Source organism: Neorhizobium sp. USDA 3394, from assembly GCF_056280385.1.
Genome location: NZ_JBWCDU010000001.1, coordinates 1550496 through 1568729, shown reverse-complemented (window position 1 = coordinate 1568729; position 18234 = coordinate 1550496). Strand labels below are relative to the sequence as shown.

Sequence of the window (18234 nt, the reverse complement as noted above, 5' to 3'; positions counted from 1 at the left end):
AGTCACGCCGCCTGGGGCAGGGGGCCGACATAGACCGAGCGGGGCCGGATCAGTCGGCCTTCCAGCGCCTGCTCGCGTGCATGGGCGATCCAGCCGACCGTGCGGCCGATCGCAAAGACGCCGGTGAAGGCTTCTCGTGGGAATTTCAGCGCGTCGAGCAAAAGGGCGGTGTAGAATTCCACGTTGACGTCGAGCGGCCGATCGGGCTTGCGCTCCTTGAGGATGGCAAGCGCTGCCAGCTCGACGGCTTCGGCGAGGCGGATACGGTCGAGATCCACCTGACCAGTGTCGACCAACGGTTTCAGTGCACCCTTCAACGCATCGGCGCGGGGATCGCGGACGCGGTAGATACGGTGGCCGAACCCCATCAGCCGTTCCCGGCGATCGAGCGCCTGACCGAGCCAGGCCCTGGCATTGTCCTCGCTGCCGATCGCATCCAGCATGTCGAGCACCGGTCCCGGCGCACCGCCATGCAACGGCCCCTTGAGCGCGCTGATGGCAGCCAACACCGATGACGTGAGGCCGGCGCCGGTCGAGGCGACGACGCGCGAGGCGAAGGTCGAGGCGTTGAGACCGTGATCCGCGATCGTCACCAGATAGGCGTCGAGCGCGGCGATCTGTTCACGCGTCGGCAGTCTGGCATTCAGCATGGCGAGGATATCGGCGGACTGGGAAAGCGACGGGCTGGGCGCCACCGGCGTCTCTCCCTTCTGGAGCCTCAGCACGGCCGGCAGGAAGACGGCGGGAGCGGCGAGCAGCCGAAGCGTCGTTTCGAAATCCTCGCTGTCCGGCAGCCGCGCGATCAGGGCGCGCATGGCATCGACTGGCGGCAGGTTCAAAAGCGCGGCATCTGCCGCGGACACATGCGCAAAAACGTCGGCGCGGGCCTGGCCGAGGCGGGCCTTGAGATCGGCCGCGGTGACGGGATGTTGCAGAAAGCCATCCAGCAGCAATGCGGCAGCGTCTTCATAGGTCGCGCGCTCGACAAGCAGGTCGAGAGATACGCCGCGAATGACGAGGCGTCCAGCTTCACCGTCCACGTCCGAAAGCCGGGTCTCGGCGGCGATGACATCTTCAAGTCCGTTGTTTTTCATGAGTGTTTCTCCTTTACGAGCCTGATGATCCGACCTACTCTTATTGACGTCAATCTTGATGCAATCGATCAATATGAACATGCTCTGGATCACCGCCGAAGAAGCGCTCTCCCGCCTCGGGACCAAACCGCAGACGCTTTACGCCAATGTCAGCCGCGGCCGTATCCGCGCCAAGCCGGATCCTGCCGATCCGCGCCGCAGCCTCTATCAGGCCGACGACGTCAGGCGCCTCTCGGAACGGCATGCGGGGCGGCGACAATCGGCGGCGGTGGCAGCGGACGCGATCCGCTGGGGCGATCCGGTCCTGCCGACGACAATCTCGACGATTGCCAACGAGCGGCTTTTCTATCGCGGGCGCGATGCCGTCGAATTGTACGAACATGCGACGCTGGAAGAGGTCGCATCGCTTCTCTGGGATACCGAAGACGTTCAGGTCACGGCGGGCAGGGCAGGACAGAGCGGCTCCAGCCGCATGGCTACCGCCTTTGCCGGCCTCGCGGCCCGCGTGATGAGCGACCTGCCGGCGCTGCGGCGGAAACCCTTCATCCTGCGCGCCGAAGCGGCGGACGTGCTCTCGACCGTCGCCATGGCGCTTGCGCCTTGGCCGGAACCGCGGCCCTTGCATGAGCGGCTGGCACTCGGCTGGCAGCGTCCCGAGGCGGCCCAGGCGATCCGCAGGGCACTGGTGCTGGCGGCCGAACATGAACTCAACGTTTCCGCCTTTGCGGCGCGCGTGACGGCGTCGTCGGGCGCGGCACTCTCCGCTGCGGCGCTTTCCGGTCTTGCCACGCTCACAGGTCCGCGGCATGGCGGCGCCTGGACCAGCGTCCCGGTGCTCGCGGAAAAGGCGGCGTCGGTTGGCGTGCGCGAGGCGATCCGTAGCATGCTGTCCTCGGAAGGCGCGGTCAGGCCCTTCGGCCACAGGCTCTATCCGCATGGCGATCCACGGGCGCGGGCGTTGATGGCGAGTTTCGAAGCCCCGCCGCTCTATGTCTCGCTTGCCGAAGCGGGGGAGGAACTGCTCGGCGAGCCGATCAACATCGATTTCGCACTGGCATCGCTTGCCGCGACTTTCGAGCTTCCCGAAGACGCACCGCTTGTCATCTTCGCGCTTTCGCGCACCACGGGCTGGCTGGCGCATGCCATGGAGCAGGTCGAGAGCGGGCACCTGATCCGCCCACGGGCGCGTTATGCCGGCCCCGGTAGCGAATCCGGTGCATAGTGTCCTTTAAAGAACGGCGGCCTCCAAGGTTGACATGACACCACCACAATAACTCCTTTATCCTGCAAGGGAATCACGGGTGAGCATGGACGATGTTGGGTAGCGATTTCAGCTTGAGTTTGAGCCTGTTCGTGGCACAGGGGCGCGAACGCGACACGGCCGAGTTCTACAAGAACGTCTTCGGCGCCACGGAAACGAACTCGTATGAAATGTTGCGGCTGACGATGATCGAGCTGCAACTCGGACCGATCGGCATCGTCGTCTGCGGATCCGATCCGGAAAGGGAAGCCGCTCCTTCCTATCAAGGACCTTACCATCCGAAAAACGACGGCGCCGTCAGCACGATCTTTCAACTGACGGTGCCGGATGTCGAAAGCGTTGTCGATGCGGCGTTCGAATTCGGCGGCATGATGCGCGACCGGATCCAGACGGACATGAACGGCCGGCAGGTGGCCTCGATCTTCGATCCCGCGGGCCATGTCTGGGTATTGATCGAACGCGGACAGGACGAGGAATAGTTTCGTCCTAGCCGCTCGGACTCGATCAGCGGATGTCGCGATAGGCAGAAAGTGCCCGGTCGCGGGCAAAAGCGTGATCGACGATCGGCTTCGGATAGGTCTTTCCGAGCTCTATGCCCGCCTTTTCCAGGACATGCTCTGGCGCTTCGAAAGGCTTGTGGACGTATTTGCGATCCAGCCTTGCCAATTCCGGTACATGTTCCCGGACATAATCGCCATCCGGATCGAATTTCTCGCCCTGCAGGACGGGGTTGAAGATCCGGAAGAACGGCGAGGCGTCGGCGCCGGAGCCTGCGACCCATTGCCAGTTGGCGGAATTGTTGGCCGGATCCGCATCGACCAGCGTGTCACGAAACCATCTTTCGCCGCGGCGCCAGTCGATCATCAGGTCCTTGATCAGGAAGGACGCGGTAATCATGCGAACGCGGTTATGCATGAAGCCTGTGCGCCAGAGTTGGCGCATGCCTGCATCGACGATGGGATAGCCCGTCAGGCCCGCCGTCCAGGCGCTGAACTCCCAGGCGTCGTATTCCCATTTGAAGCCGTCGAACCTGTCGTCCCAGTTCCTGTCGTGAAGTTCGGGGAATTCAGCCAGCAGATTGTAGCAGAAGTCCCGCCAGGCGAGTTCGCGGCGGAAATGGGCAACATCCTCAGAAGCCTTGGGGGGCAGGCCCCGGACGGCGTGCCAGATGCGGGCGGCCGAGACCTCGCCATGCGCCAGGTGCGGTGAGAGCAGGGAGGTGGCATCGACTGACGGCAGATCCCGGCCGCGCCTGTAGTCGTGCAGTTCGCGATCGACGACGTCGGCAAGTTTTTCCTGCGCGCCCGCTTCGCCCGGCGCCCAGATTTTTCCGAAATCCGCAGCCCAATCCGGTTTCTTCGGTAACAGAGCCCAGTGATCGAGGTTCTCGGAAGGTGGAAAATGCTCGGGCGAGGGGATTTTCGTCGGCGCGTCCATGGGTTCGTGCGGTTCGCCCACCTTCTGTAGCGCGTTCCAAAATGGCGTAAACACCCTGAAGGCGCCGCCGGCACCGGTGCGGATGGATTTCGGCTCGCGCAGGAGCTGGCCATGGAAGGCGCGGATAGCGATATCGCGCTTTTTCAATTCAATGGCGATGCCCCGGTCGAACAGCGTCCGCTCATAGGCGCGGTTGACGAAGACGGTTGTTGCATTGGTCTTGCGGGCGAGATCGGCGAGCACGTCCTCGGCCTTGCCGGAGGCAAGGATGAGGTCACTGTTCAGAGACTTCAGCGATGCCTTGAGTGCTGCGAGCGAGTGATGCAGCCACCAGGCTTGCGCGGCACCGAGCGGTCCGATGTTCAGGTGTGCCGGCTCGCGGATATAGACCGGGATGACCGGGATGACCGGGCCGCCGGCCTCGATCGCAGCGTGCAGTGCCGGGTTGTCGTCTAGGCGCAGATCCTTGCGGAACCAGAGGATGGCGGGGGCCGGCTTTTCAAGAGACACGGTCTTCTCCGTTCAGGGCATTGCTGCCCCAAGGTACGGATTTCGCAGCGGATCGGATCACCGTCAGGGGCGGATCAGCAGGATCGGGCAGGGGGCACCGGCCGGCAGTTCCGGAGCATGCGCGGGGCGGATGATGAGGCCGTCGGAATGGGCGAAGATCTTCATCATCGAGGAGTCCTGCTTCCCGAACGCCTCGGCGACCAGATTGCCGTCGCGGTCCCGCGTCAGCCTGGCGCGCAGATAATCCTGGCGCTGGTCGTTGGCGCCAAGCCTGTGTGCCGTGATGCCCTGCACCTCCCGACGCCTTTCCGGCAGGTGCGCGAGCTTGCGGATCAGGGGTTCGAGGAAGAGCAGGCTGGTGACAAGGCTTGCGACCGGATTGCCCGGCAGGCCGAGGACGTGCATATCGCCGAGCGCGCCGACCATCAGCGGCTTGCCGGGCCGCATGGCGATGCGCCAGAAATCCAGTTCCATGCCGGCGGCTTTCAGCGTCGACTGCACCAGGTCGTGATCGCCGACCGAGGCGCCGCCGAGGGTCACCAATACGTCGGCCTTGGCCGCGCGGGCCTTGTCGATGGCTGCTGTGATATCCTCGGGCCGGTCGCGGACGATGCCGAGATCGAGGACCTCGCCGCCATTGTCTCGCACCAGGGCCGAAACGCCGAACGTGTTGGAGGCGATGATCTGCGCCGTTCCGGGTGTGGCGCCGGGCGGAACAAGCTCGTCGCCGGTTGCGAGGACTGCCACGCGCGGACGACGGTAGACGGGGAGCGCGCCATGGTTCATGGCGGCGGCGACCGTCAGATGCGAGAAGTCGAGCACCGTGCCAGACGGCAAGACCGCTTCGCCCTCGGCGAAATCCTGGCCGCGGGGGCGGACATGCCGGCCCTTCACGACTTCGAACTTAGTGCGAATCCGGTCGCCTTCGAGCTTTTCGGCATCTTCCTGGATGAGGATGGAATCGGCGCCTTCCGGTACCGGGGCACCGGTGAAGATGCGGACGGACTCGCCCTTGTTCAGCGTGCCTTCGAAGGCGTGGCCGGCGGCTGCGGTGCCGATCACGGTCAGTTCGGCCCCGATCGCCGGTGCGTCGGAAGCCTTGAGCGCATAGCCATCCATGGCAGACGCGTCGAAGGGAGGCTGGGTGAGGCGGGCAACGAGGTCCGCCGCAAGGACCCGGCCGTCTGCGTCACCGAGAGCGATGGTGTCCACCGCTTCGATTGGGGTCGCATGGGCGAGCAGCCGGTTCTTCGCTTCGGAAACGGGCAGCAGCGCCATGTCTCAATCCTCCGCGCGGTAGGTTCCGGATTTGCCGCCGGTCTTTTCGAGAAGGCGGATGCCGCCGATCTCCATGGCCCGGTCGACCGCCTTGGCCATGTCGTAGATCGTCAGGCAGGCCACCGAGGCGGCCGTCAGCGCTTCCATCTCGACGCCGGTCTTGCCGGTCAGCTTGGCGGTTGCGGTCACCCGAAGACCCGGAAGCTGCTCGTCCTCGGTGATATCCACGACCACTTTGGTGAGCATCAGCGGATGGCAGAGCGGGATGAGATCCGAGGTCTTCTTGGCGGCCATGATGCCGGCGAGCCGCGCCGTGCCGATCACGTCGCCCTTTTTGGCATTGCCCTCGCGGATCAGCGCGAGCGTCTCCGGCAACATGCGGACGTAACCTTGCGCGGTCGCCGAACGGGTGGTTTCGGCCTTGTCGCCGACATCGACCATATGCGCCTCGCCGGAGGCACCGATATGGGTGAGGCCCGCCATTACTCCGCCGCCTGGGCAGCAGCCTCGCCGGTCAGGAGAAGCCGGGTTGCGGCGGCTACGTCGTCCTTGCGCATCAGGCTTTCGCCGACGAGGAAGGTGTTGATGCCGACCTTTTTCAGGCGCTGGCAGTCCTCGTGGGTGAAAATGCCGCTTTCGCCGACGAGCAGACGGTCGGCCGGCACCATCGGGGCCAGCCGCTCGCTCGTTTCAAGGCTGAGCTCGAAGGTACGCAGATTGCGGTTGTTGATGCCGATCAGGGCTGAGGGGAGCTTTAGCGCCCGCTCGGTCTCTTCCTCGTCATGGACCTCGATCAGCGCATCCATGCCGAGTTCAGCCGTGACGTCGTAAAGCTCGCGCGCCTCGTCGTCGGAAAGCGAAGCCATGATCAGCAGGATGCAATCGGCGCCCCAGGCGCGGGCCTCATGGATCTGGTAGGTCTCGAACATGAAATCCTTGCGCAGCGCCGGCAACGAGCAGGCGTTGCGGGCAGCGGTGAGGAATTCCGGCGCGCCCTGGAAGCTCGGCGCATCGGTGAGAACCGAAAGGCAAGTGGCGCCACCGGCTTCGTAGGCGGCGGCAAGCGACGGCGGATCAAAGTCCGGGCGGATCAGGCCCTTGGACGGGCTTGCCTTCTTGATCTCGGCGATCAGCCCGAAGGCACCGGCATCCTGCCTGGCCTTCAGTGCGCGATGAAAACCGCGCGGGGAGGGCTGGTCTGCGGCGCGGGCCTTCAGGTCGGCAAGCGGCACGCTCGCCTTGGCAGCGGCTATTTCCTCGCGCTTGTAGGCTTCGATCTTCTTGAGGATATCCGTCATGGCCTCAATCCTTTTCGTTCGAGACGGCAACCAGACGGTCGAGAGCTGCCGCCGCTTCGCCGCCATCCAGCGAACGGGTGGCAAGCCTCATCCCGTCGGCGATCGTCTCCGCCTTGCCGGCGACGACCAGCCCGGCAGCCGCATTGCAGAGCGAAATATCGCGATAGGCATTCTTGGCACCGCCGAGCACCGCGCGCAATGCGGCCGCGTTGTGCACGCCATCACCGCCCTTGAGTTCGTCGAGCGTTGCAGGCTGCACGCCGAAATCCGTCGGGGTCAGCTCGAAGGAGCGAATCTTGCCATCCTCCAGCGCGGTCACCTGGGTAACACCCGTGGTGGTGATCTCGTCCATGCCGCCGCCGTGGACGACCCAGACCGTCTCCGAACCGAGATCGCGCAGGACTTCGGCGATCGGGCCAATCCATTTCGGCGCAAAGACGCCGAGAAGTTGGCGTTTGGCGCCGGCCGGGTTGGAAAGCGGGCCGAGCAGATTGAAGATCGTACGCGTGCCGAGCTCGACGCGGCTCGGACCCACATGGCGCATGGCCGCATGGTGCATGGAGGCGAACATGAAGCCGATGCTGGCCTGCGTGATACAGCGGGAGATCTGCTCGGGGCCGATCTCCAGGTTGACGCCCAGAACGCCAAGCGTATCGGCCGTGCCGGATTTCGAGCTCAGCGCCCGGTTCCCGTGCTTGGCGACAGGGACGCCGCAGCCGGCCACGATCAGGGAGGCGAGGGTGGAGATGTTATAGGTGCCGAGACCATCGCCGCCCGTGCCGACGATGTCGATGGCGTCGGCCGGGCCGGAGACGGGCAACATCTTCGACCGCATGGTTTCGACCGCGCCGGTGATCTCGGCAACCGTCTCGCCGCGTACGCGCAGCGCCATCAGGAAGCCGCCGATCTGAGACGGCGTCGCCTCGCCGGACATCAGGATCTCGAAAGCGCCGCGCGCCTCTTCGTGACTGAGGCTCTCGCCATTGGCAACCTTGGCAAGCAGGGGTTTCAGCTCAGGCATGGTCGGCCGTCCCTCTGGTTTACTGGAGCATGGCCTGGTCGACCACGCTCTGGTTGACGGACACGCCGTAGCTGGTCTTCAGACTGTTGACCATCTGATCGAGCATGTCGTCGCCGGCCGCGTTCGCCATCTGCTGCAGCTGCTGGTCGCCGGAAACAGCGTCCGTCGTCGCCTGGTCTACGGCGGTAACCTTCATCAGAAGGCGGCTTTCACCGTCGGAACCGATCGCGGTGGCTGTCGTATTGACCGGGCCGGAAAAGGCCGCCGAAATCGCCTCGTTGCCGAAAATCGCATCCTCGGCGCCGCGGCGCAGGCCCTGCTTGTTTTCGACCGCTACGCCAAGTTCGGTGGCGATGGCGGCAAGCGTCTCGCCCTTGTCGAGGCGGCCCTTCAGTTCGGTCGCGCGGGCGGTGAGCGCCTGGCGCTGCTGTTCTGCGGTCCAGTCGGCAACGGCCTTTTCGCGCACATCGGCGAGCGGGCGGTCGCGCTCGGGCACGATGTTGCGCACCTCGAACCAGACATAACCGTCATTGCCGAGGTTGACCGGAATGGTGTCGGCGCCCGGCTCGGTACGGAAAACATCGCCGAGCAGCGCGGTGGAAGCCGGCAGTTCGGTGATGCGCTGCTCCTTCTCGTCGCGGCCGGAGGCATCGGATGTCACGGTGACGGCCTTGAGGTTGAGCGCCTTGGCAGTGTCCTCGAGCGGGGTGCCGCCGCTGCGCATGTCCTCGAAACGGTCGTGAACGCTCAGCACTTCCTGCGACGCGGAAGAGACGGCAAGCCGCTTGCGGATATCTTCCTTGACCTCGTCGAACGAACGCGTCGTCTCCGGGCGGATATTGGTGACGCGCAGGATGACCGGGCCGAAAGTGCCGTCGATGACCGGCGTCGTCCCGCCGCTGGCAGCGACCTTGAATGCCGGATCGGCAAAGGCCGGATCGGGCACGTTGTCCCTGGTGAAATCGCCGAGCAGAACGTCCGTCGCGGTCTTGCCCTGATCCTTGATGATCTGGTCGAAGGTGGCGGTACCGTCCTTCAGCTGCGTTGCGGCGGCCTGCGCCATTTCCTTGTTGGGGAAGGGGAGCTGCTCGATCGTGCGCGTTTCGTGGGTCTTGAAGCTGTCCTTGCGCTTGTCATATTCGGCGCGCGCCGCTTCGTCGGTGATCGAAGATGCGTCGGCGATATCGCCCGGCTGCAGCTTCACATAGGTGAAGGTGCGGTATTCGGGTGCGCGGTAACGGGTCTTCACGCCCTCGAACCATGCCGCGAGTACATCGTTTGCCGGCGCCTTCACCGGATCGATATTGGCGTTGGACAGCAGGACGTAGTCGATCGAGCGGGTTTCGTCGCGATAGCTCTTCAAGGCATCGACCAGCACTTTCGGCGGCTGGAAGCCGTCCGAAACCGCCTCGACGATCTGGCTGCGGACCGCGACCTTGCTGCGCTCCTTGATGTAATCGTCTTCGCGAATGCCAGCATTGCGCAGGCGCGAGGTGAAGAGGTTGCGATCGAACTGGCCATTGACGCCCTTGAAGGCCGGGTCTTCGGCGATCAGGTTGGCGAGACGGTCTTCCGACAGGCCAAGGTTCATGTCGTCAGAAAGCTGATCGAGCGCGGCCCCGGCTGCGAGCTGGGTGAAGACCTCGTTCTGGATGCCGAAGGCGCGGGCCTGCTCGGCCGTCAGCTGTGTCCCGAACTGGCGGCTGAGATTGGCGATCTGCCGCTGATAGGCGAGGCGGAATTCCTCGCTCGAAATCTGCTGGTCCCCGACGGTCATCACCGTGTTGCCGCCGGTCGTCACCAGCGACTGAGAAGCACCCCAGACGGCAAACGAGGCAACCAGAAGCAGGAGAAGCGACTTGGCAACCCAGGAGCGGGCGGCGTTTCTGAGGGAATCAAGCATCGATCAACTTACCTTGCGAACAGTCCTACCGCCCGGAAAAGGCGGATTGAAGGACTGTCTCTAAATCAAACCGAGATAGAAATGAAGGCGTGCCGACGGAAAAGCGAAAACGATCCGGACAATGCCGACCAAGCGGCCTCTCCGCAACTATCCTTACCCTTGCGGGCGGTCTACTTGGTGAAGATGAAGAAGGCTCCGAGCGCGATGAAACCGAAGCCGACGATCTGCTTCCAGTGAATCGGTTCGCCGAGATAAAGCACGGAGAAAATGACGAAGACCGAGAGCGTGATGATCTCCTGAATGGTCTTCAGCTGCGCTGCATTGAAGTAACCGTAGCCGATACGGTTTGCCGGCACCTGGGCGCAATATTCGAAGAAAGCGATGCCCCAGCTTACCATGATGACGAGATAAAGCGGCTTGCTCTCGAATTTCAGATGCCCGTACCAGGCAAACGTCATGAAGACGTTCGACAGAATCAGAAGGCCGATGGTGAGGAAGGGCGTGGCGCTTGCGAACATGATGGGAGAATCCGTGAGGGCTGCTAATGCCGTACGGCAATCATGTTCGCACGCAAAAGACAAGCATGTTCCAGCCCCCGAGCAGCGCGGACGATCTAGTGAAACGTTTCCGGACGGACTTCGTCCTCGAGAATGCGGAAGGCTTCGTAGAGCGCCTCGACCAAAATATCGGTCAGCTTGTCCGCGTCGTTGTCCTGAAGAAACAGCGCGAGCGACTGTTCGGACGGCTGGTGGCCATTGGCTTCGTTCGACATATCATTGTCCTCAATCTAAACCGGAATCATTCCGGGTGAGGCTGACGTTAGGGACGCTTGCTTGCGCCGAGCTTGACGAAGAGACCAACGGTCGAAAGCCTCAACGAGAGAGGGAACGGGCATCCGTCGCCGACGTTCCCGTGTGAATTCATGCTGAACCGCGACTTGCGGGGCTGCCCAAGCTAACCGGCGTGTCTCATCTGAGCGAGCAGTTTTTTGCGAAAGACTTCGGCTGGCGTTCGATAGCCAAGACATTTGCGCGGTGTCGCATTGAGCCGATTGCAGATCTCGATCAGATCGGCGTCTGTGACCGACAGTGGATCGACCTCTCTCGAAAGCCATTTCCTTACCCTGCCGTTGGTGTTCTCGACCGTGCCCTTCTGCCAGGGTGATTGTGGATCGCAGAACCACGTTTGGGTGCCGATGCTGGCCTGGAGATACGGCCAGTCGGTGAACTCCGTGCCGCGGTCGAAGGTGATCGAACGGCGGGCAAGATGGGGTAGGGCCTTGAGGGCGTGTATGAGGCCGTCCATAACAGGCCGGGACTGCCGATCATTGTTGCGCAGAAAGATCGCAAAGCGGCTGACCCGCTCGACAAGCGACGTCACATTGGCCTTTCCGAACTTCTTGCGGAACTGGATCAGATCGCATTCCCAATGGCCGAACTGCTTGCGATCGGCAACGACGCCTGGGCGGCGCAGGATGTTCAAGTCCGGGCTAAACCTTTGGCCGTGCTTGCGTCTGGCGTGTCGTGGTCTGCGCCTGGCACGATGCTCCGGCAAATGCCGCCACAGCTTGATGGCATGGCCGTCGGCCGAATAGGCGAACTTGTAGATCGTCTCATGGCTCACCGAGATCGGATGACGTTCCAGCCGCATTCGGCCGGCGATCTGCTGCGGTGACCAGCCGTGAACGATCCGCTCGATCACCGATTGTCGAACGTGTGAGAAGCATGCAAGCTTCCGCAGCTTCGCACGACGTTCGCAAGCCATCTCATGCGCCGTCACGCAATAATAGTCGCTGAGATCAGGTATCTGCTTGTCGACGAACATATTGCGTCTAACTTCACGAAAGATCGTCGAACGATGTCGTCCGAGCTTCTCGGCGATGACCGCGACACTGAGGCCAGCCGTCCTCCAGCGAGCAATCTTACGGCGTTCGTCCAATCCAATCTGGGAGTAGGTGCGGTTCATTGCATCTTCCTTGCGAGTGATAACCCATTGGCATCATTCGCAAGTCGCACTTCATCCTTGAACCCACCCCGAATTGATACAAATATCGCATAAGATAGATTATGGAACCAACCGATATATCCAAAAGCCCTGGAAACCAAGGATTTGCGGCCATTCCGTCGACCCGGCAAGAGATCAGAGATCGAAGGCAACCTCGAACGCGAGACCGTCATAGGCCGGTTCGACATGCTGCGGCGTTTCGGCCATCACCGTGTCGTAGTCGAGCGGAAGATGCATATGCGTCAGGATCGCGCGTTTCGGCGCAAATTTCGCAATCCATTCGAGCGCCTGTTCGAGCGACAAATGGCTCGGATGGTATCTGTACTGCAGCGTATCGATGATCAGCACGTCGAGCCCGCCGAGCCTCGAGACGCTCTCAGGCGGAAAATCGCTGACATCGCTGCAATAGGCCACGTCGCCGATCCTGAAACCCAGCGAATGGATGTCGCCATGGACCTGCAGATGCGGCAGGAAACCGATCGGTCCGCCCGGCCCGTCCACGACGATCGGCTCGTCCATCGTCTCGATCAGGAACGGCCGGACGATCGGCGGATAGTTGCCGCCGGGCGGCGTTTCCAGGCAATAACCGAACCCCTGGCGGATCCGGCCCATGGTGACCGGGTCGGCGTAGATCGGGATGCGATGGTGCTGCAGGATGAAATAACCGCGCAGGTCGTCGATGCCATGCAGATGGTCAGCGTGCGCATGGGTATAGAGAACCGCATCGACCCGCTGGACCTTGGCCGCGATCATCTGTTCGCGAAAGTCCGGACCGGTATCGATGACGACAACGGTGCTGCCGCCATCGGGCGCGATCTGCTCGACCATGAAGGCGGCACGCGTGCGGCGGTTCCTCGGGTTACTCGGATCGCAGGCGCCCCAGTCGCCATTCAGCCGCGGCACGCCCGGCGACGACGAGCAGCCCAGAATGGTGAAGCGCCGCCGATACCTCGCCACAGGTCAAAGCCTCGGCATCTTGGAAAAGACGCGGAACGCGTTCTCCGTGGTGATCCGGGCCATCTCGTCGTAGGTGACGCCCATGCATTCGGCCAGCACCTCGGCCGTGTTGACCACATAGGACGGCTCGTTGCGCTTGCCGCGCCAGCGTTTTGGCGCAAGATACGGCGCGTCGGTCTCGACCAGCAGCCGGTCGAGCGGCACGGCTCTGGCAATCGTCCTCAGGTCTTCCGACTTAGGAAATGTCAGGATTCCTGAGAAAGAGACATATCCGCCGAGCTCGACGCCGATGCGGGCAAGGTCAGCGCCGGACGAGAAACAGTGCAGGATGAAAGGGAAGGCCCCCTTCCCGCTTTCCGCCGTCAGTATCTCGGCCATGTCCTCGTCGGCGCTGCGGCTATGGATGATGAGCGGCAACCCGGTCTCGCGGGCGGCCGCGATATGGCGGATCAGCCCGGTCTTCTGGTCGGCCGGCGTCTGCGTGTCGTAGAAATAGTCGAGCCCGGCCTCACCGATCGCGACGATCTTCTCATGCGCATTGGCGAGCCGCACCAGGTCTTCGGTCTGGATGTCCAGTTCCTCGCCGGCATTGTTCGGATGCGTGCCGACCGAGCAGAAGACGGACGGATATTGCTCGGTGATGGCCAGCAGTCCGTCCAGTTTTCGAACCCGTGTCGAGATCGTCACCATCTGGCCGACGCCGGCCTCGTGGGCGCGCGACACGATCGCGTCACGCTCCTCGGCGAAATCGGCAAAATCCAGGTGACAATGGGTATCGATCAGCATGGATAAGGCCTTATGCGCTCGCTTCCGGAGCCACATAACGCGGGAAAACCGGCGTCGGGGCTTCGAGCGGCGTGCCGGGCTTCAGGCGACCGGCTTCGCCAAGCGCCGCAAAATCCCGTTTCTCGGCCGGAGAAGCCACGAGGTCGAGCAGCTTGGCAGACGAGTCCGGCATGAACGGCTGCAACAGGATGGCGATCTGGCGTACGACTTCCGCCGTCACGTAGAGCACCGTGCCCATGCGGGCCGGATCCGTCTTCTTCAGCACCCACGGCGCCTGCGCCGCGAAATAGCGGTCCGTCTCGGAAACGATACCGATGATGGCCGCAAGAGCGCGGTTGATGAGCTGCTTGTCCATTTCCTCGCGGCAGACGGCGATCAGCCCGTCGGCAGCCGCAAGCAGTTCCTTGTCGGCATCGGTGAGTTCGCCCGGTTCCGGAACATGGCCGTCGCAATTCTTGACGATCATCGACAGCGAGCGGCTGGCAAGGTTGCCGATGCCATTGGCCAGATCCGCATTGACGCGGGTCGCGATCAGCTGGTCGTTGCAATTGCCGTCCTGGCCGAAGGAAATCTCGCGGCAGAGGTAATAGCGCACGTAATCAAGCCCGAACTTCTCCAGAAGCTCGAACGGATCGACGACATTGCCGACCGACTTCGACATTTTCTCGCCGGCGTTGAGCACGAAGCCGTGTGCGAAGACGCGCTTCGGCAGCGGCAGCTTGGCAGACATCAGGAAGGCCGGCCAGTAGACCGCGTGGAAGCGGATGATGTCCTTGCCGATGATATGCACGTCCGCCGGCCAGTATTTGGCGCGCGGGCCGTTCGGGTCTTCCATATAGCCGGTGGCGGTGATGTAGTTGGTCAGCGCGTCGACCCAGACATACATGACATGCGCCGGATCGTTCGGTACCTGGATACCCCAATCGAACGTGGTGCGCGACACCGACAGGTCCCGCAGGCCGGATTTCACGAAGGAGATCACCTCGTTGCGGCGCTCGTTGGGGCCGATGAAATCCGGGTTTTCCTCGTAATGCTTCAGCAGCCTGTCGCCATATTCGGAGAGCTTGAAGAAGTAGCTGGACTCCTCAACCCACTCCACCGGCGTTCCCTGCGGCCCGTAGCGGACGCCATCGCGGACCGACGTTTCGTCCTCGGCATAGAACGCTTCGTCGCGCACCGAATACCAGCCGGCATAGGTATCCTTGTAGATGTCGCCATTGTCGGCCATCCGGTTCCAGATATTCTTGGAGGCCTCGTGGTGGCGCGGCTCGGTGGTGCGGATGAAATCGTCGTTGGACGCATTCAGCAGCTTGCCCATCGCCAGGAACTCACCGGAGTTGCGTTCGGCAAGGGCCTCCGGCGCGATGCCTTCGGCGCGCGCCGTCTGCTGCATCTTCTGGCCATGCTCGTCCGTGCCGGTCAGGAAGAAAACATCCTTGCCGTCCAGGCGCTGGAAGCGCGCCATGGCATCCGTCGCGATCAACTCGTAGGCATGACCGATATGCGGCTTGCCGTTCGGGTAGGAAATCGCGGTGGTGATGTAATAGGGCGTCTTGTCGGACATCAGGGGCACTCGGACACTTGGATTTGGATCATGCCGCTCTTAGCGCATGTTTCGCGGATGCGAAACACAAAGTTCCTTATGAGGTTCCCGCCCCTGCCCTCGGTTCAGCGCCGCGCAGCATCGAGGATCGACAGGATCGTCTGCTTGCGGTCCAGATTATAGGCCTGGGCGATGGTGATCTTCTCGGTCATGTCGCTGACGAGTTTCGCCTGCCTGTCGGCCGTCGGAAGATCGCCCGCAAGGGCCGCGTTGCGCGCTTTGTCGATCAGGTGATCGCTCAAGTGCTCTAGGAAAAAGCCGAAGATCACTTCGCTGTCCTTGCCGGACAGCACGTCCGCCAGCCGGTGCATCGCCTTGCGGGCCGTCGGACCGTCGGCCGCGATCACCTCGTCGAAGGCGGAAATGATCTCTGTGCCGCCGTAGTTCAGGAGTTTCAGCGCCTGGGAAACGCTGCCCTTGGACATGCCGAGCACCATCTCTTGCGTCTTGCCGCCGTCGAGCGGCATGCCAAGGCCTGCAAGCGCCTTCGAAAGGTCCTGGTCACCGAGTGGAGACAGCCGCAGCGACTGGCACCGTGAACGGATCGTCGGCAGCAGTTTTCCGGGCGCGTGGGAGAGGACCAGGAAGAGTGCCCGCCGGGGCGGCTCCTCGAGGATTTTCAGGATGGCGTTTGCCGCATTGCGGTTGAGGTCGTCGGCCGGATCGATGATGACGATCCGCCAATTGCCGGTGCCGGAAGTCTGCGAGAAGAAATGCCCGGCCCTGCGCACCTCGTCGACCGTGATCGCGGTTTTCGTCTTGCCGGTCTTTTCGTCCACCGGGCGCGCCAGATGCAGCAGGTTGTGCGAGGCGCCGGAAGCGATCTGCCGGCTGACGGATGAATTGAGGTCGGGATCGGCGAGGCGGTCCGGCGCAGTCGCCGGATCCGGATGCGACAGAACATGATTGGCGAAACGGAAGGCGAGCGTCGCCTTTCCGATGCCTTCCGGACCCTCGATCAGGATCGCGTGATGGCCCTTGCCCGACTGGTAGCTGCGGGCAAGAAATTCCTCGGCGGCCTGATGTCCATAGAGATGCGGATTGCGCGCCGGCGGCACGGCGCCTTCCAGAATGCCGGCGGTTTCCTCGCTCATCCGACGGATTCCGCGCTGCTCTTCTGGGTAAAGCTCAGTTCTCGCACCAGCGGCTCGACGATCGCGAAAATCTCCTCGGCGATCTCGTCTTCCGAGCGCTCGGCGTCGACCACGTGGCAGCGTTCCGGTTCCGCCTCGGCGATTTCGAGATAGGCCTCTCGGCGTTTTTCGTGGGTTTCGATCTCTTCGCGCTCAAAACGATCGGGCGCGCTGTCGGCGCCGCGCTTGCGGGCGCGTTTCAGCCCCACTTCGGCGGGCAGGTCGAGGATCAGCGTGCAATCCGGCACGACACCGTTGATCGCCACCCGCTGCAGCGCCTCGATGTAATCGGGCTCCAGATTGCCGGTGACACCCTGGTAGACTCGCGAGGAATCGATGAACCGGTCGCATAACACGATGGCGCCGCTTTCGAGCGCCGGCCGGATCACTTCCTCCACATGGTCGTTGCGGGCCGCGGCAAACAGGATCGCCTCCATCCGCACGCCGAACTCTTCCGCAGCCCCCGAGAGCAGAACATGGCGCACGGCCTCCGCCCCCGGCGAGCCGCCAGGCTCGCGGGTCATCAGCACATCATGGCCGCGGCGGCGCAGCTGATCCGCCAGCCGGCGAATCTGGGTGGACTTGCCAGCTCCCTCGCCGCCTTCGAAAGTTACGAACAATCCGAAATGTTCTGCCACGCGTCTTTCCGCACTCATTTTATGCTTCATCTTATAACGCATATGGGTGCGTTGCGAAACATCGTGTTGTCAAAGCCAGAAGAACATCAGTTCCAGCAGCGCGTCCGTCGCCTGGCTGACGAGGCTGCCCGTTCCGACCGATTTCGCGGTCACCAGCGGCACTTCCCGCACCACCCGGTCGCCTGCGGAAATCCTGAGCACGCCCACATCCTGGCCTTCGGTCACCGGAGCCCTGAGCGGCCAGCGATAGACGATTCGGCCTGAGAGCCGGTCGGGATTGTTGGCCGGCAGATAGATATCGACCGGCTCCCGGGCGACGAGATCCACATGGCTCGACGTGCCGCCATAGACACTCGCCTGGCCGATCACCTCGCCCTGCTTGAACAGGACCTTGGTCTCGAACGAGGAAAGCCCCCATTCGAGCACTCGCCTCGCCTCCTCCAGCCGCTCCTTGTCGCTCGCGAGCCCACCCATGGCAAGGAAAAGCCGAGTGCCGTTGCGTGCCACAGACGCCACCAGCGCATAACCCGAACCTTCGGCAAAACCGGCCCCAAGCCCGTCGACACCGATATTGAGCGAGAAAAGCGGGTTCTTGTTGCGCTGGAAGATCTTGTTCCAGGTGAAATCCGGCTGCGCATAGATCGGATAGAATTCCGGATATTCGCGAAAGATATGACGAGAGAGTTCGACGAGATCGCGGGCGGTCGTGCGGCTCTCCGTATCCGGCAGGCCGGTGGAATTGCCGAAGACGGAACGGCCGAGCCCGAGATCCTTGGCGCGCGCAGTCATTCGGGCTGCAAATTCGGCTTCGGAACGGGAGATGCCTTCCGCCAGCACGATGCAGGCATCATTGCCGTTCTGGACGACGACGCCCCTGATGAGGTCGTCGACACGGATCTGGGATTTCAGCGCCGCGAACATGGTCGTGGTGCCCGAGGGCGCGCCGCCGGTGCGCCAGGCAAACTCAGAGACGGGAAAGATGGTCTCGCGGCTGATCTCGCCCCGCTTCAGCGCACTGAAAACGAGTTCCATGGTCATCAGCTTGGCGAGCGAGGCCGGCGGGAAGCCCTGGTTTTCGCCTGAGGCGAGCAGCACCGTGCCGGTCTTTGCCTCGACCATGTAAACCTGCTTCGCCTTGGTCACGAAGGCGGGCGGCGGTTCCTGCGCGTTGGCGGCTCCCGAGAGCGCGCCCGTTTGCAGGAATACTTGCAGCAATACCAGGCAAAGCAGAATCAACAGGCGCCGCATGATCACCCCACGAACGGTCTCACCTATGCGTAGCAGTGGCGATTGCACCCCGCAATCGCCCAT

Annotated in this window: 18 protein-coding genes; 2 read left to right on the top strand and 16 right to left on the bottom strand. The window is 62.9% G+C overall.

The features are described from left to right. Positions 1–2: 2 nt before the first annotated feature. On the bottom strand, positions 3–1094 hold the full coding sequence (locus ACZ9EJ_RS07365; protein WP_046640221.1) for a citrate synthase/methylcitrate synthase: 1092 nt from the start codon (positions 1092–1094) through the stop codon (positions 3–5). 79 nt (positions 1095–1173) lie between these two features. Here ACZ9EJ_RS07365 and ACZ9EJ_RS07360 point away from each other — a divergent pair, with 79 nt between their 5' ends. Together ACZ9EJ_RS07360 and ACZ9EJ_RS07355 are read left to right on the top strand one after the other, a co-directional pair. Beyond that, on the top strand, positions 1174–2316 hold the full coding sequence (locus tag ACZ9EJ_RS07360) for a citrate synthase (protein ID WP_046640359.1): 1143 nt from the start codon (positions 1174–1176) through the stop codon (positions 2314–2316). A gap of 113 nt (positions 2317–2429) precedes the next feature. Continuing rightward, the gene (locus tag ACZ9EJ_RS07355; protein ID WP_251089628.1) at positions 2430–2834 is read left to right on the top strand and encodes a VOC family protein; all 405 of its coding nucleotides are present in this window, start codon (positions 2430–2432) and stop codon (positions 2832–2834) included. A gap of 25 nt (positions 2835–2859) precedes the next feature. Here the strand turns inward: ACZ9EJ_RS07355 and ACZ9EJ_RS07350 are convergent, their stop codons facing one another. From ACZ9EJ_RS07350 to ACZ9EJ_RS07280, 15 genes are all read right to left on the bottom strand, one after another. After that, positions 2860–4302, bottom strand: coding sequence for a cryptochrome/photolyase family protein (locus ACZ9EJ_RS07350; RefSeq protein WP_046640220.1), 1443 nt, complete (start codon positions 4300–4302; stop codon positions 2860–2862). Between the two features lie 63 nt (positions 4303–4365). Next, a complete protein-coding gene (locus tag ACZ9EJ_RS07345) occupies positions 4366–5580 on the bottom strand; it encodes a molybdopterin molybdotransferase MoeA (protein ID WP_046640219.1) in 1215 nt (404 codons plus the stop codon). Between the two features lie 3 nt (positions 5581–5583). Continuing rightward, positions 5584–6063 (bottom strand): cyclic pyranopterin monophosphate synthase MoaC, encoded by a 480-nt coding sequence (gene moaC / locus ACZ9EJ_RS07340; protein ID WP_046640218.1) that lies wholly within the window; start codon positions 6061–6063, stop codon positions 5584–5586. After that, positions 6063–6878, bottom strand: a complete 816-nt coding sequence (gene trpC, locus ACZ9EJ_RS07335; protein ID WP_046640217.1) for an indole-3-glycerol phosphate synthase TrpC — start codon at positions 6876–6878, stop codon at positions 6063–6065. The genes moaC and trpC overlap by 1 nt, the downstream gene beginning before the upstream one ends. A 4-nt stretch (positions 6879–6882) precedes the next feature. Next, positions 6883–7899 (bottom strand): anthranilate phosphoribosyltransferase, encoded by a 1017-nt coding sequence (gene trpD, locus ACZ9EJ_RS07330; protein WP_046626208.1) that lies wholly within the window; start codon positions 7897–7899, stop codon positions 6883–6885. 19 nt (positions 7900–7918) lie between these two features. Continuing rightward, entirely contained in the window at positions 7919–9802 is a 1884-nt protein-coding gene (locus tag ACZ9EJ_RS07325) for a peptidylprolyl isomerase (RefSeq protein ID WP_046640216.1), read from the bottom strand. Positions 9803–9972: 170 nt separating this feature from the next. Beyond that, positions 9973–10320 carry a DMT family protein gene (locus ACZ9EJ_RS07320; RefSeq protein ID WP_037082394.1) on the bottom strand — a complete coding sequence of 116 codons (348 nt, stop codon included), beginning with the start codon at positions 10318–10320 and terminating at the stop codon, positions 9973–9975. Between the two features lie 95 nt (positions 10321–10415). After that, positions 10416–10574 carry a hypothetical protein gene (locus tag ACZ9EJ_RS07315; RefSeq protein ID WP_167336300.1) on the bottom strand — a complete coding sequence of 53 codons (159 nt, stop codon included), beginning with the start codon at positions 10572–10574 and terminating at the stop codon, positions 10416–10418. A gap of 182 nt (positions 10575–10756) precedes the next feature. Next, a complete protein-coding gene (locus tag ACZ9EJ_RS07310) occupies positions 10757–11767 on the bottom strand; it encodes an IS30 family transposase (RefSeq protein ID WP_046626977.1) in 1011 nt (336 codons plus the stop codon). A gap of 174 nt (positions 11768–11941) precedes the next feature. Then, a complete protein-coding gene (locus ACZ9EJ_RS07305; protein WP_046642386.1) occupies positions 11942–12763 on the bottom strand; it encodes an MBL fold metallo-hydrolase in 822 nt (273 codons plus the stop codon). Positions 12764–12766: 3 nt separating this feature from the next. Further along, positions 12767–13549 (bottom strand): TatD family hydrolase, encoded by a 783-nt coding sequence (locus ACZ9EJ_RS07300; protein WP_046642385.1) that lies wholly within the window; start codon positions 13547–13549, stop codon positions 12767–12769. A 10-nt stretch (positions 13550–13559) separates the two neighbouring features. Further along, positions 13560–15113 carry a methionine--tRNA ligase gene (gene metG / locus ACZ9EJ_RS07295; protein ID WP_046642384.1) on the bottom strand — a complete coding sequence of 518 codons (1554 nt, stop codon included), beginning with the start codon at positions 15111–15113 and terminating at the stop codon, positions 13560–13562. A gap of 104 nt (positions 15114–15217) precedes the next feature. Further along, the gene (locus tag ACZ9EJ_RS07290; RefSeq protein ID WP_046642383.1) at positions 15218–16246 is read right to left on the bottom strand and encodes a DNA polymerase III subunit delta'; all 1029 of its coding nucleotides are present in this window, start codon (positions 16244–16246) and stop codon (positions 15218–15220) included. Next, positions 16243–16941 carry a dTMP kinase gene (gene tmk / locus ACZ9EJ_RS07285; RefSeq protein WP_285229874.1) on the bottom strand — a complete coding sequence of 233 codons (699 nt, stop codon included), beginning with the start codon at positions 16939–16941 and terminating at the stop codon, positions 16243–16245. The genes ACZ9EJ_RS07290 and tmk overlap by 4 nt, the downstream gene beginning before the upstream one ends. A 51-nt stretch (positions 16942–16992) precedes the next feature. After that, positions 16993–18171 carry a D-alanyl-D-alanine carboxypeptidase family protein gene (locus ACZ9EJ_RS07280; RefSeq protein ID WP_052764715.1) on the bottom strand — a complete coding sequence of 393 codons (1179 nt, stop codon included), beginning with the start codon at positions 18169–18171 and terminating at the stop codon, positions 16993–16995. Between the last annotated feature and the right edge of the window lie 63 nt (positions 18172–18234).